This is a genomic window from Mesorhizobium sp. RCAM 06353 (assembly GCF_059683585.1).
The window spans coordinates 5,557,790-5,571,573 of the sequence record NZ_CM185031.1 but is presented as its reverse complement, the minus strand read 5'-3'; the positions used below and the strand labels follow the sequence as shown (position 1 = coordinate 5,571,573).

The following is a 13,784-nucleotide window of genomic DNA, read 5'->3' as shown; positions in this document are numbered from 1 at the left end:
AATGGTAGCCTTCCAGCATCTCTCGGCAACCGCGACGCTGCCCGCCGATCTGCGTGGCGGCGTTGTCGCGATCGGCAATTTCGATGGCGTCCACCGTGGCCATCAGGCGGTGCTCGAACGGGCGTTGGCCGAGGCTGTGCGGCGCGACGTACCGGCCCTGGTGCTGAGCTTCGAACCGCACCCGCGAAAGGTTTTCAGGCCCGACATGCCGTTGTTCGTGCTGACGCCGCCGCCGATGAAGGCGCGGCTCTTGTCTTTGCTGGGCTTCGCCGCGCTCGTCGAGCAGCCGTTCACGCGCGACTTCGCCTCGCTGTCGGCGGAAGCTTTCGTCACCGATGTGCTGGAGAGGACGCTCGGCATTACCCACGCCATAACCGGTTTCGATTTCCATTTCGGCAAGGACCGCCAGGGCGGACCGGCCTATCTGATGGCAGCCGGCGATCGCCATGGCTTCGGCGTTACCCTTGTCGACGCTTTTCGCGACGAGGGCGCCGAGGTGGTTTCGTCAAGCCGGATCCGGGCTCTGCTCTGCGATGGCGAGGTGGCCGAGGCCGCCGGTCTGCTCGGCTATCGCTTCACGGTGGAAAGCGAGGTCGTCGGCGGCCAGCAGCTTGGACGAACGCTCGGCTTTCCCACTGCGAATATGAGGCTTCCCGCGGAAGCCACCCTCAAGGAGGGCATTTATGCCGTCCGTTTTCGGCGCGCCGATGGCACGCTGCATGACGGCGTTGCCTCCTTCGGCCGCCGCCCGACCGTCGACGACAATGGCGCACCGCTGCTGGAAACCTTCGTCTTCGATTTTTCCGACGATCTCTATGGCGAGACCTGCGAGGTCTCGTTCTTCGGCTTCCTGCGCAGCGAGATCAAATTCGACGGGCTCGATGCGCTGGTCGCGCAGATGAAGCGCGACGAAGCCGAGGCGAGGGCGCTGCTGGCCGGCGTCCAGCCGCTTTCGCAGCTCGACGCCGCCATTGCATTCTGACTTACTTTTTCAGTGCCAGGCCGACCGCGATGAAGGTCCAGCCCTGGAAGATCAGGTCGATCGCCAGGAACATCCCGAGCACCCACAGGCTGTTGACCGGCCAGCCCATGGCGATGATCAGGCCAGCAATCACGCTGATGACGCCCGCCGCGACGATCCAGCCCCAGCCGCGTTCCGGACGGTGACTGTAGCCGACCCAGGCCCGCAGGGCGCCGGAAGCGACGAGCGCAACGGCCAGCAGGAACGTCAGCACCGCCGAGGCCAGCAGCGGATTGTCGAAAGCGAAAAATCCGGCGACCGCATATAGCAATCCGCTGAGCAGCCAGTAGAAGAAGCGGCTCCAGGTCTTGACGCCGAAAGCGTGCATGATCTCGATGATGCCGGCCACCAGCATCAGCCAGCCGACGACATAGACGGAAGCCACCGTGGCGATGAACAGATTGCCGAAGGCAATGCCGCCGAGGATCAGCAGCAACACGCCCAGACCGACAAACCATCCCCACTTGTCTCGTGTCTGGCCGATCGCGTTCTTCAGTGCATCGCCTTGCAAGGTCATGTCGCCACCTCCATTGAGGGCCGCCAGCATGCCGCGAAGTTACCCTTGGTGCCTGTCCGCGTCCAGCCGATAGCGGGCTCGATGGTGCAGGCAATGCGAGGCCGATGTCTCATCCTTAAACCAAATTTTACCAAAGCCTCGTCAAAGCTGTCACCAAGGGACAGTTGTATCGTGTTAGTGGAGTGGCCATGAGTCCGGTCGTGAAGATTTCTGCAGCCTTGGCTACCCTGATGCTCGCAACGTCAGGCGCGGCCGAGGCCGGCGACGGCGCGTTCGGCTGGCTGTCCGGCGACTGGTATCTGACGGTTGGCGCCACTGGCCTGGTGGCGCCGAATTTCGAGGGCGGCAAGAAATTCATGCTTAGCGCCCAGCCCATCATCTCCTTGGGCAAGGCCGGTCCCCAGGCACGCTTCACCTCGCGTAACGACAACATTTCGCTGGCGCTGGTCGATGATGGCGGCGTTCGCGCCGGCCTGACCGGCAAGTTCCTGTTCTCGCGCGATGACAGCAATGCCGACGAACTCAAGGGCCTCGATCCGGTCCGCTGGGGCGGCGAAGTCGGCGGCTTCTTCGAATTCTATCCGACGGACTGGCTACGGGCGCGTGCCGAATTGCGGCATGGCATCCGTGCCCACAATGGCTTTGTCGCCGATATAGCCGCCGACGCCTTCTATGATGTGACGCCGACCGTCAGGATTTCGGGTGGCCCACGCGTGTCGTTTGCCTCGGCCAACTATTTCGACGCCTATTATGGCGTCAATGCGCAGGAAGCCGTGGTCTCGGGTCTCAGCCAATACAATCCCGGTGGCGGCCTGAAATCCGTCGGCCTCGGCGGTGCGGTGACCTGGAAGGTGACCGATCCGATGACGGCCAGCCTGTTCGGCGAATACTCGCGCCTCGAGGGTCCAGCAGCTGATTCCAGCCTGGTCAGGGAGCGCGGCGACCGCAATCAGTTCACTGTCGGTGTGTCGACCACCTACCGTTTCGACTTCACGATGTAAGCGATTCGACGCTTTATTCCTGCCGCCGCATCGGCTAAAAGCCCGGTGATGACGCACTTTATCGGCGCTTTCGCAATTGCGATACGAATTATGAGCCCGGTGTTCCGGGCGGCCTGAGCGCCGCCGGAGCCGCCGGGAATGTTGCGCGCGGCCTCTCGCGCTTTTTCCAAATCATGATAGTTCAACGCCCGAGCTCCTTTGCCGCCGGGCAATGCACATGGCAGACCAATGACCGATACCGCTGAAACGATCGACTATTCCAAGACGCTTTACCTGCCGCAGACGGATTTTCCGATGCGCGCCGGCTTGCCCGAGAAGGAGCCGGTGCTGGTCAAGCGCTGGCAGGACATGGACCTCTACCGCAAGCTGCGCGAGAGTGCCGCCGGCCGTACGAAATACGTGCTGCATGACGGCCCGCCCTACGCAAACGGCAACATCCATATCGGCCATGCGCTGAACAAGATCCTCAAGGATGTCATCACCCGCTCGTTCCAGATGCGCGGCTATGATTCCAACTATGTGCCCGGCTGGGACTGCCACGGCCTGCCGATCGAATGGAAGATCGAGGAGCAGTACCGCGCCAAGGGCAAGAACAAGGACGAAGTGCCGGTCAACGAATTCCGCAGGGAGTGCCGTGAATTCGCAGCGCACTGGATCTCGGTGCAGGGCGGTGAGTTCCAGCGGCTCGGCGTCGTCGGCGACTTCAAGAATCCCTATACGACGATGGCCTTCCACGCGGAGTCGCGGATCGCCGGCGAATTGCTGAAATTCGCCATGTCGGGCCAGCTCTATCGCGGCTCGAAGCCGGTGATGTGGAGCGTCGTCGAGCGCACCGCGCTGGCCGAGGCCGAGATCGAGTACCAGGACTACGAGTCGGATACGATCTGGGTGAAGTTCCCCGTCGCCAGCCTGGTCCGCCCGATCGATGACGGTGAAGCCAAACTGACGGAGGGCACGCTCGATCTGCTGCAGGCGCATGTCGTCATCTGGACGACGACACCCTGGACGATCCCTGGCAACCGCGCCGTCAACTATTCGCCGCGTATCAGCTATGGCCTCTACGAGATTACGGCAGCCGAGAATGCTTTTGGCCCGCAGCCGGGCGAAAAGCTCATCTTCGCCGATGCATTGGCTGAAGATGCTTCGGCGAAGGCCAAGGTGACCTTGAATCGCCTTCGCAGTGTTTCAGCGCAAGAGCTTGGAAGCCTTACGCTTTCGCACCCCTTCAAGGGTCTCGGTGGCGGCTATGAGTTCCCGGTGCCGATGCTCGCCGGCGACCACGTCACCGATGACGCGGGTACGGGTTTCGTCCACACGGCTCCCGGCCATGGCCGCGAGGACTTCGATGCCTGGATGGATGCGGCGGCGGATCTGCGCGCGCGGGGCATCGATGCGGCCATCCCCTTTACTGTCGACGATGCCGGCTTCCTGACCAAGGATGCACCGGGCTTTGGCCCGGACCGTGAGGGTGGAGCCGCGCGCGTCATCGATGACAACGGCAAGAAGGGCAACGCCAACCAGGCCGTCATCGACGAGCTGATCAAGCACAACGCCTTGTTCGCGCGTGGCCGTCTGAAGCATTCTTATCCGCATTCCTGGCGGTCGAAGAAGCCGGTCATCTTCCGCAACACGCCGCAATGGTTCGTCTATATGGACAAGGACCTCGGCGACGGCACGACGCTGCGCAGCCGTGCGTTGAAGGCCATCGACGACACGCGCTTCGTGCCGGCTGCCGGTCAGAATCGCATTCGCGCGATGATCGAGGAGCGCCCCGACTGGGTGCTGTCGCGCCAGCGCGCCTGGGGTGTGCCGATCGCTGTCTTCGCCGACGAGGACGGCAACGTGCTGAAGGACGAGGTGGTCAACCAGCGCATCATGGACGCTTTCGAGGAAGAGGGGGCCGACGCGTGGTTCGCCGCCGGCGCCAAGGAGCGTTTCCTCGGCAATCACGATGCCTCCAAGTGGAAGCAGGTGATGGACATCCTCGACGTCTGGTTCGATTCGGGCTCGACGCATGTCTTCACGCTCGAAGACCGTCCGGATTTGAAATGGCCGGCCGACGTCTATCTCGAAGGCTCGGACCAGCATCGCGGCTGGTTCCACTCCTCGCTGCTCGAAAGCTGCGGCACCAGGGGCAGGGCGCCTTACGACACCGTCGTCACCCATGGCTTCACCATGGACGAGGATGGGCGCAAGATGTCGAAGTCGCTCGGCAACACGGTCGTGCCGCAGGACGTCATCAAGCAGTCCGGCGCCGACATCCTGCGGCTGTGGGTGGTGACGACGGACTATTGGGAAGACCAGCGGCTCGGCAAGAACGTGCTGCAGACCAACATCGACGCCTACCGCAAGCTGCGCAACACCATCCGCTGGATGCTGGGCACGCTCGCCCATGACGATGGCGAGGAGGTGCCACTGGAAGCGATGCCGGAGCTGGAGCGGTTGATGCTGCATCGGCTGGCTGAACTGGATGAGGTGGTGCGCCAGGGCTACGATGCCTTCGAGTTCAAGCGCATCACCCGCACGCTGCTCGATTTCATGGTCGTCGAGCTGTCGGCCTTCTATTTCGACATCCGCAAGGACGCGCTCTACTGCGACGCGCCGTCGAGCCTGAAGCGCAAGGCCTCGGTGCAGGTGGTGCGCCATCTCTTCGAGTGCCTGGTGAAATGGCTGGCGCCAATGCTGCCCTTCACAATGGAAGAGGCCTGGCTCGACCGGCATCCAGATGCGGTGTCGGTGCATCTCGACCAGTTCCCGGAAATCCCGACGGACTGGAAGAATGAGGCGCTGGCGGAGAAATGGCGCAAGGTGCGGCAGGTACGCCGCGTCGTCACCGGCGCGCTCGAGATCGCGCGTGCCCAGAAGGTGATCGGCTCCTCTCTGGAGGCAGTGCCGGTCGTCACCATCAACGACGCAGCGCTCGAGGCGGCGATATCGGACGTCGACATGGCCGAGATGGCGATCACCAGCGATCTCGTCATTGCCCATGGTCAGGCGCCGGGATCGGCCTTCACCCTCGACGACGTCAAGGGCGTCGCTGTGGTGGTCGAGAAGGCCGAGGACCGCGGCCTGGTCAAATGCGCGCGTTCCTGGCGCTACACGGCCGATGTCGGGCAGGATCCCGCGTTTCCCGATGTTTCGGCGCGCGATGCCGCCGTGTTGCACGAACTGAAGGCGCTCGGCCGGCTTTAGGTGCATGTCACCCAAAAGTGTGCCGCGGTTTTGGGAAAACGACATGCACGATGAATAGTGCACAAATGCCACGCCGGGCGGTGCAAATCCGCCCGTGCGTTGCCCTTAACGAGTGGTTGAGGTAAACACGCGAAACTCCGGAAGACAAATTGTCGCCGGATTTCCGTCGCAAGTGCTTGGACGATGGGGACCGGACCTGAGCCGGTGACGATCGAGAGGCTGTCTAGAGTGGAACTTTTTGGCATGACCGAGAGATATAATGCGCGCCTGGCGCTGCTGGCGCCGCTTGTCGCATCGGGCCTCGCATTGTCCGGCTGCATGGGCTCTCCGACCTACGGGACCGACAAGACCGCGGCCGAACAGCTGGCCGGCGATCTCACCGGCGCCGTTTCCTTCGCGCCCAAACACAAGGACCCGATCGACTACAAGCCGCGCCCCACCTTGGTGAAGCCCGCTCTCGGACAGAAGGAAGCGCTGCCTGCACCGCAGGACAGCATCCAGTCGGCAAGCGCCGAGTGGCCCGAATCGCCCGAGCAGCGTCGCGCCCGCCTGCGCGCCGACGCCACCGCCCACCAGAATGATCCGAGCTATCAGTCAGAGATCGTCGACGATGTGCAGACCGATCCGGCCTCGGTCAAGAAGGCGATGGCGGAATCAGGGTCCAGTCACCCGCCGGCGTGGACCCCCGCGGACTCCGACAAGGGCCGCGCCGCCGAAATCCAACGTCGTCTCGCCGACGCCAAGCAGGGCGACCCCAACACTCGCAAATATCTGAGCGAGCCGCCGCTGGCCTACCGTGTCGCGTCCGACACAGCGCCGCAGAACGTACTCGGCGAGGACGAGTACAAGAAGGAACGTCGCCTGAAGAAAGAGGCGGAAGGCAAGAAGAGCGGCTGGTTCGACTGGTTGCCGTCGCTGTAAGAACGGCCACGCTGCCCTTTCCGGAGGGCATGGCGCGGTTCAGTCGCGTCGTTCCCTGAAAAAATCCTTCAGCAGCAGGGCCGCTTCGGTCTCGCCCATGCCCGGATAGATGTCGGGCGTATGGTGGCAGGTCGGCGAGGCGAAGAAGCGCACGCCATTGACCACCGCACCGCCCTTTTCGTCGGCGGCGCCGAAGTAGAGACGGCGCAGCCTGGCGAAGGAAATGGCGCCGGCGCACATGGCGCAAGGTTCCAGCGTTACATAGAGATCGTGGCCGGTCAGCCGCTCAGCTGACAGTTTCCGGCAGGCTTCGCGGATGACCAGCATCTCGGCATGCGCCGTTGGATCGGCAAGCTCGCGGGTGCGGTTGCCGGCTTTTGCAACGACTGTGTTGCCCGTGGCGATGACGGCGCCGACCGGCACTTCGCCACGCAAGGCTGCCGCTTCGGCCTCCTTTAGCGCCAATGCCATGAAATCAGGCCGCTTCAAGCGGTTTCCATTCCGATTATCTCCTCGCCACTCAGGCGTGATCCTGTTATTGAGCGCATCAACCCGAAAATCGGACTCGATTTTCGGAAAAGATCATGCGCCAAATCAAAGTGCTACAGCGTTCGTTGCGCGCCCGAAAGGATGCGCCACGCTGTAGCAGCGCAAACGGACAAAGGCCACATGGACGACAACGACAAGAAATCTCCGCGCCAAAAAGGCCCGGGCAAGAAACCTGCGGCACCGCGAGGCGAGAGGGGGGCAAGCCGTCCTTCGGGGCGAAGAAGCCTTATACCCCGCGCGGCGATCGGCCGATGGCCGCTGAGGGCGAGCGCCCGAAGCGCGACTTCAAGAGCGGCGACAAGCCCTTCAGCAAAGGCCCGCGCAAGCCCTACGCACCGCGCGGCGACCGCCCAGTGGCCGCCGAAGGCGAACGCAAGCCCTACGAGAAGCGCGAAGGACCGCGCAAGCCTTACGCACCGCGTGGCGATCGGCCGATAGCGGCTGAGGGCGAGCGCAAACCCTATGAAAAGCGTGAAGGACCGCGCAAGCCCTATGCGCCGCGTGGCGATCGCCCGATGGCGGGCGAAGGCGAGCGCAAGCCGTATGAGAAGCGCGAAGGACCGCGCAAACCCTACGCGCCGCGCGGCGACCGTCCGGCTGCTGCTTCAGCGGAGGGTGGCGAACAGCGTTTCGACCGTCCCAAGCGTGATTTCAATGACCGTCCGAAGCGCGACTTCGCTGACCGTCCCAAGCGCGACTTCGGCAGCGACCGCCCCAACCGTGATTTCAGCGATCGGCCGCAAGGCGCATCAGCCGGCTTCAAGCCGCGCCCGCGTCCAGCCGAGGCAACGGAAGAGGCCGGCGAACGCATCGCCAAACGGCTGGCGCGCGCCGGGCTTGCCTCGCGCCGCGACGCCGAGGAATTGATCGCGGCCGGCCGCGTCAAGGTCAATGGCCGGGCGCTGTCGTCGCCGGCTTTCAATGTTATGCCTAGCGACATCATCCATCTCGACGGCATGGAAATCCCGCCGATCGAGCGTACGCGCCTGTTCCTGTTCCACAAGCCGGCCGGCGTCGTCACCACCAACCGCGATCCCGAGGGCCGCAAGACCGTCTTCGACGTGCTGCCGGCCGAATTGCCGCGGCTGATGACCATCGGCCGGCTCGACATCAACACCGAAGGCCTGCTGCTGCTGACCAATGATGGCGGCCTGTCGCGCGTGCTCGAACTGCCTGCCACCGGCTGGCTGCGCCGCTACCGCGTGCGCGTCCACGGCAAGGTCGAGGAAAGCGCGCTCGCCGGCCTGCGCGAAGGCATTGCCGTTGACGGCGTCTTCTACGGCGCGATCGAGGCGACGCTCGACCGCGAGCAAGGCACCAACGCCTGGCTGACGATCGGCCTGCGCGAAGGCAAGAACCGCGAAGTCAGGAACATCCTTGGCTCGCTCGGCCTCGATGTGACACGGTTGATCCGCATCTCCTACGGTCCGTTCCAGCTCGATGACCTCGCCGAGGGGCACGTGCTGGAGATCAAGGGCCGTGTGCTGCGCGACCAGCTTGGCGAGCGTCTGGTCGAGGAATCCGGCGCCAATTTCGATGCCGAGGTCACCAAGCCGTTTTCCAACAAGCCGGTGCGGCGCACCGAAGTTCGCGAGCCGGAACCCGAACGGCCGAAGTTCGTCCGCGATGGTGAGCGCCGGCCGATCGGCGAGGGCGGGCTGATCAAGAACCGCAAGCGCAGGGAAGGCAGCCGCGACGAGGCATTGGGCAAGCTGTCGACCAGTCCCGACAGAGGCGAGAGGCCGGAAAAGAGCTTTGGCGAACGCGGCCCCAGGCCCGAACGCGGCGGCTTTGGCGACAAGCCACGCGGCAGTTTTGGCGACAAACCGCGCGGTGGCTTCGGCGACAAGCCGCGTGGTGGTTTTGGCGGCAAGAAAACCGAGCGCGAGCAGCGGCCGATCGAGCCGCCCGGCCAGCGCAAGGCCAATGTCTGGATGGCGCCAGGTGCCCGGCCGATCGGCAAGGGCAGGGCGGAAGCCGACGCCGCCAAGGCGGCTGACGCCAAGGCGCGCAAGGCCTCGTTCAAGCCGTCCTATGGCAAACCCGGTGGCAAACCGGCTGGCGCAAAGCCGTTCGGCAAGCCGCGTGGCGAGCGTCCGGCCGGTGGCGGTGAACGGCCGCGTGGCGGCCCCAAGGGCCCCCGGACAAGATGAGAATCGTCGGTGGTGAGTTTCGCGGGCGTCCACTGGCGACGCCCCGCAGCAGCGCCATCCGTCCGACGACCGACCGCACCCGCGAGGCCGTCTTCAACGTGCTGGCGCATCGCTTTGCCGAACACCTGGAGAGCGCGCGCGTGCTCGATCTGTTCGCCGGCACCGGCGCGCTAGGTCTGGAGGCGCTGTCGCGCGGCGCGTCCTATGGCGTCTTCATCGAGGAATCGGCCGAAGGCCGAGGCCTGATCCGCGACAATGTCGAGGCCTTTGGCCTGACCGGCCGCACCAAGATTTTTCGCCGTGATGCCACCGGCCTAGGCGAGGCGGGTACGCTGGCGCCGTTCGGCCTCATCTTCGCCGACCCGCCCTATGGCAAGGGCCTTAGCGAGCGTGCCTTGCAGTCAGCGAAAGCCGGCGGCTGGCTACGGCCCGGCGCGCTCTGTGTGGTGGAGGAGACGGCGGCGGCCCCTTTCGAGGCTGGCCCCGGCTTTTCCGTGCTGGATGAACGCAACTATGGCGAAACCATCATCCGCTTCATCGAGGCCGCCTGATCCGCCGGCCTCTTTGCCGCCGCCTTTGCCGGCAACAACAATTCACTTTGCTTGTCGCCAGTACCTTGCCCTATCGTCGTACCCAAGCAATTCCAGGAAAAGTGTTATGCGGTTTTCCGTCCGGAATTGCGTCAGAACAAAGAGACAGAGCAGTTCAGCGTTTCCGTGAAACGGTGAACTGCTCTACAAACCGGAGCCATTGATGACATTTCAGGCCGAATGGCTGCGCGGAACACTGTTGGCAACGTCGCTGGCTTTTACGCCCACCGGCTCCGCGCTGGCAAATAGCGCCGTGCCGCTCAACACCAAGCCGGCCGAGTTCAAGGTCACGGACTTCCTGCTCGACAACGGCATGGAAGTGGTCGTCATTCCCGACCATCGCGCACCGATCGTCACCCATATGGTGTGGTACAAGATCGGCAGCGCCGACGAGCCGCCGGGCAAATCCGGCATCGCCCATTTCTTCGAGCATCTGATGTTCAAGGCGACCACCCATCACGCGGCGGGCGAGTTCGACCGCGCCGTCTCCGACATTGGCGGCTCCAACAACGCCTTCACCTCCTATGACTACACCGCCTTCCACGAGACGGTGGCGCCCTCGGCGCTCGAGTTGATGATGAGTTTTGAAGCCGACCGCATGCGCAACCTCATCCTCACCGATGACGTCATCAAGACCGAGCGCGACGTCATCCTCGAGGAGCGCCGCTCGCGCATCGACAACAACCCGCAGGCGGTGCTCGACGAGGAAGTTGATGCGACGCTGTGGCAGAACCAGCCCTACCGCATCCCGGTCATTGGCTGGATGCAAGAGATGGAGCAACTGAACCGCATCGACGCCACCGCCTTCTATGACAAATACTACCGGCCCAACAACGCCGTGCTGATCGTGGCCGGCGATGTCGAACCGGATACGGTGAAGGCGCTGGCGCAGAAGACCTATGGCAAGGTGGCGCGCGGGCCGGATCTGCCGCCGCGCATCCGCCCGGTCGAGCCTGAGCAGAACACCAAGCGCACCGTCACGCTGACCGACGCCCGCGTCAGCGTGCCGAGTTTCTCGACGCAATGGGTGGTGCCGTCCTATCACACCGCAAAGCCGGGCGAGGCCGAAGCGCTCGACCTGCTGGCCGAAATCCTCGGCGGCGGCAACCGCAGCCGGCTCTACCAGGCGCTGGTCGTCCAGCAAGGCATCGCTTCCAGCGCCGGCGCTTATTTCCAGGGCACTATGCTCGACGACACCAATTTCACCGTCTATGGCGCGCCGCGCGGCGACGCCAAGCTTGCCGACGTCGAGGCCGCGGTCGATGCCGAGGTGGCGCGCATTGTCAGCGGCGGCGTCACCTCCGATGAGCTCGAGAAGGCCAAGGACCGCTATATCAGGTCGATGGTCTTTGCCCGCGACAAGCAGGACTCCATGGCCGAAATCTACGGCTCGACGCTGGCCACAGGCGGCAATGTGCAGGATGTCCAGCAGTGGACGGACCGCATCCGCAAGGTCACGGCGGACGGGGTCAAGGCCGCCGCCGCGCGCTATCTGGTTCTGGCCCGCTCGACGTCAGGCTATCTCTTGCCGCAGCAACAGTCGGGGAATTGATGATGACGAACCAGTTTAGCGGCGCGTTGACTTCTCCCCGCCAAGCTCCCTCTTCTCCCACAAGGGGAGAAGGCAAGACCCTGCACGCCCTCGCAACCCTCTTCCTCTCCATCCTCTTCCTGATCCTGCCCGCCCTTGCCGCCCGCGCCATGGACATCCAGTCCGTAACTTCGTCGAAGGGCGTCACCGCCTGGCTGGTGGAGGATTATTCCGTACCGATCGTCGCCGTCCGTTTCGTCTTCGATGGCGGCTCGACGCAGGATCCGGTGGGCAAGGAAGGCCTGGCCAATCTGATGACCGGCCTGTTCGATGAGGGCGCTGGCACTCTCGATTCGGAAGCCTTCCAGATCAGGCTCGACGATGCCGGCGCCGAGATGAGCTTCGAAGAGAGCCGCGACGGCATCTACGGCTCCATGCGCATGCTGGCCGAACAGCGCGACGAGGCCTTCGAGCTGTTGCGGCTGGCGGTCAACGAGCCGCGCTTCGACCAGGCACCGATCGACCGCATCCGCGCCCAGATCCTGTCCGGCATCATCGCCAACGAGAACGACCCCGACACGGTGGCGCAGAACAAATGGGCGCGCGCCATCTATGGCGACCACCCCTATTCGCGCTCCGACCAGGGCACCAGGCAGAGCGTCGCCACCATTACGCAAGACGATCTGAAGGCCCTGTACAAGGCGGTGTTCGCACGCAGCGGCCTGCATATCGCCGTGGTCGGCGCTATCGACGCCGAGACGCTGAAGAAGAAACTGGACATGGTGTTCGGCGACCTGCCTAAAAGTCAGGCGCTCGCCCCCGTCGCCGATGTCGAGCCGAAGCTGGCGCAGCATCTCGAGGTCAATTACGACCTGCCGCAGACCTCGCTGCAGCTCGCCTGGCCGGGCGTTAAGCGCAAGTCAGCGGATTTCTTCCCCGCCGTGCTGATGAACGAGATTCTCGGTGGCGGCACCTTCACCTCGCGCCTGTTCCAGGAGGTGCGCGAAAAGCGCGGGCTGGCCTATGGCGTCAATTCCTCGCTCGTCAACCAGGACCATGCCGACGCGCTGATCGTCACCACCGGCACGCGTTCCGACCGCGCGGCCGAGACGCTCGGCATCGTGCGCGATGTCGTCAAGCAGTTGGCGCAGGACGGACCGACCGAGGCCGAGCTGGCGGCAACCAAGAAATACCTGATCGGCGCCTATGCCATCAGCAATCTTGACTCTTCGAGCTCCATCGCCGCGACGCTGGTCGAATTGCAGATCGACGATCTCGGCATCGACTACATGCAGCGCCGCGCCGGCTACATCAACGCGGTGACGCTCGAGCAGGTCAAGGCGGCGGCGAAAAAGCTGCTGACGGCCGAGCCGACCATCATGGTGGTCGGGCCGCCTCTGGCCGGGGCCGGCAAGGGATGAGCCCGACCTTCGGCATAGCCTTCGGCGGCGGCGGCGCGCGCGGCCTGGCGCATATCCATGTCATCGAGGCGCTGGACGAGCTCGGCATAAAGCCGGTGGCGATCGCCGGCTCGTCGATCGGCGCCATCATGGGCGCCGGCATGGCCGCGGGCATGACCGGCAAGGACATCCACGACTATGCCCGCTCGATCCTCGGTCGCCGCGCCGAGGTGGCGAGCCGCATGTGGCGCGCGCGCCCGGGCACGATCGCCGAAGCCATGCAGAACGGCATCCGTGTCAGCCAGTTCAATGTCGAGCGCATCCTCAAGGCGTTCCTGCCCGAGGCCATTCCCGAAACCTTCGCTGCGCTGAAAATCCCGCTGAAGGTGACGGCTACGGACTATTTCGGCCATAAGCTCGCGGTCTTTGACGAAGGCGATCTGCACTCGGCCCTTGCCGCCTCGGCCGCCATTCCAGCCGTGTTTCGTCCGGTGACGCGCGACGGCAGGCTGCTGATCGACGGCGGCATCTACAACCCCGTGCCGTTTGATCTCATAGAGAACGACGCCGACATCATCATCGGCGTCGACGTGGTCGGCGCGCCCGAAGAGGTCGATCGCAAGCAACCGAGCTCCGTCGACCTGATGTTCGGCGCCACGCAGCTGATGATGCAGTCGATCATCGCCAACAAGCTCAAACAATGCCGCCCTGACATATTGGTCCGCCCGGCAGTGTCAAAATACCGCGTGCTCGACTTCCTGAAGATCGACGCTTTGATGACCGAGACGGCCGACATCAAGGATGAGCTGAAGCGGGAGGTGGAAAAAGCGCTGGAGGCGCGCTCCGGCGCCACCAGGCTCAAGCGTGGCAAGCGCGGTTTGGACTGAGTCTTGGGGCGGCCAATGCCTG

General features: G+C 64.1%; 12 protein-coding genes. 9 read left to right on the top strand and 3 right to left on the bottom strand.

Annotated elements, in window-relative coordinates; all coding sequences use genetic code 11:
* The first annotated feature begins 1 nt into the window (after position 1).
* Positions 2–982, top strand: a complete 981-nt coding sequence (locus AC56QX_RS27070; RefSeq protein ID WP_497117916.1) for a bifunctional riboflavin kinase/FAD synthetase — start codon at positions 2–4, stop codon at positions 980–982.
* 1 nt (position 983) lies between these two features.
* Here AC56QX_RS27070 and AC56QX_RS27065 read toward each other — a convergent pair whose 3' ends face one another.
* The gene (locus AC56QX_RS27065; protein WP_497111540.1) at positions 984–1,538 is read right to left on the bottom strand and encodes an HdeD family acid-resistance protein; all 555 of its coding nucleotides are present in this window, start codon (positions 1,536–1,538) and stop codon (positions 984–986) included.
* Positions 1,539–1,726: 188 nt separating this feature from the next.
* On the opposite strand from AC56QX_RS27065, the gene AC56QX_RS27060 reads away from it, so the two are divergent.
* On the top strand, positions 1,727–2,539 hold the full coding sequence (locus AC56QX_RS27060; protein ID WP_497111539.1) for a MipA/OmpV family protein: 813 nt from the start codon (positions 1,727–1,729) through the stop codon (positions 2,537–2,539).
* On the opposite strand, the gene AC56QX_RS27055 is transcribed toward AC56QX_RS27060, so the two are convergent.
* The gene (locus AC56QX_RS27055; RefSeq protein ID WP_143748368.1) at positions 2,515–2,724 is read right to left on the bottom strand and encodes a hypothetical protein; all 210 of its coding nucleotides are present in this window, start codon (positions 2,722–2,724) and stop codon (positions 2,515–2,517) included. The two genes, AC56QX_RS27060 and AC56QX_RS27055, sit on opposite strands and share 25 nt — an antisense overlap.
* A 43-nt stretch (positions 2,725–2,767) precedes the next feature.
* Between AC56QX_RS27055 and ileS the strand changes: the two genes are divergently transcribed.
* Positions 2,768–5,731 carry an isoleucine--tRNA ligase gene (ileS, locus tag AC56QX_RS27050; RefSeq protein WP_497111538.1) on the top strand — a complete coding sequence of 988 codons (2,964 nt, stop codon included), beginning with the start codon at positions 2,768–2,770 and terminating at the stop codon, positions 5,729–5,731.
* 243 nt (positions 5,732–5,974) lie between these two features.
* Positions 5,975–6,652: a hypothetical protein gene (locus AC56QX_RS27045; protein WP_497111537.1), complete on the top strand. Its 678-nt coding sequence runs from the start codon at positions 5,975–5,977 to the stop codon at positions 6,650–6,652.
* Positions 6,653–6,691: 39 nt separating this feature from the next.
* Here the strand turns inward: AC56QX_RS27045 and AC56QX_RS27040 are convergent, their stop codons facing one another.
* Positions 6,692–7,141: a nucleoside deaminase gene (locus AC56QX_RS27040; RefSeq protein WP_497111536.1), complete on the bottom strand. Its 450-nt coding sequence runs from the start codon at positions 7,139–7,141 to the stop codon at positions 6,692–6,694.
* 575 nt (positions 7,142–7,716) lie between these two features.
* On the opposite strand from AC56QX_RS27040, the gene AC56QX_RS27035 reads away from it, so the two are divergent.
* The 5 genes from AC56QX_RS27035 (at position 7,717) to AC56QX_RS27015 (ending at position 13,762) form a co-directional block, all read left to right on the top strand.
* The gene (locus tag AC56QX_RS27035; RefSeq protein ID WP_497117914.1) at positions 7,717–9,354 is read left to right on the top strand and encodes a pseudouridine synthase; all 1,638 of its coding nucleotides are present in this window, start codon (positions 7,717–7,719) and stop codon (positions 9,352–9,354) included.
* A complete protein-coding gene (rsmD, locus tag AC56QX_RS27030) occupies positions 9,351–9,905 on the top strand; it encodes a 16S rRNA (guanine(966)-N(2))-methyltransferase RsmD (RefSeq protein ID WP_497111535.1) in 555 nt (184 codons plus the stop codon). The genes AC56QX_RS27035 and rsmD overlap by 4 nt, the downstream gene beginning before the upstream one ends.
* A gap of 202 nt (positions 9,906–10,107) precedes the next feature.
* A complete protein-coding gene (locus tag AC56QX_RS27025; RefSeq protein WP_497111534.1) occupies positions 10,108–11,496 on the top strand; it encodes a M16 family metallopeptidase in 1,389 nt (462 codons plus the stop codon).
* A gap of 2 nt (positions 11,497–11,498) precedes the next feature.
* Entirely contained in the window at positions 11,499–12,896 is a 1,398-nt protein-coding gene (locus AC56QX_RS27020) for a M16 family metallopeptidase (protein WP_497111533.1), read from the top strand.
* On the top strand, positions 12,893–13,762 hold the full coding sequence (locus AC56QX_RS27015) for a patatin-like phospholipase family protein (protein ID WP_497111532.1): 870 nt from the start codon (positions 12,893–12,895) through the stop codon (positions 13,760–13,762). Before AC56QX_RS27020 ends, AC56QX_RS27015 begins: the two co-directional genes overlap by 4 nt.
* The last annotated feature ends 22 nt before the right edge of the window (positions 13,763–13,784 follow it).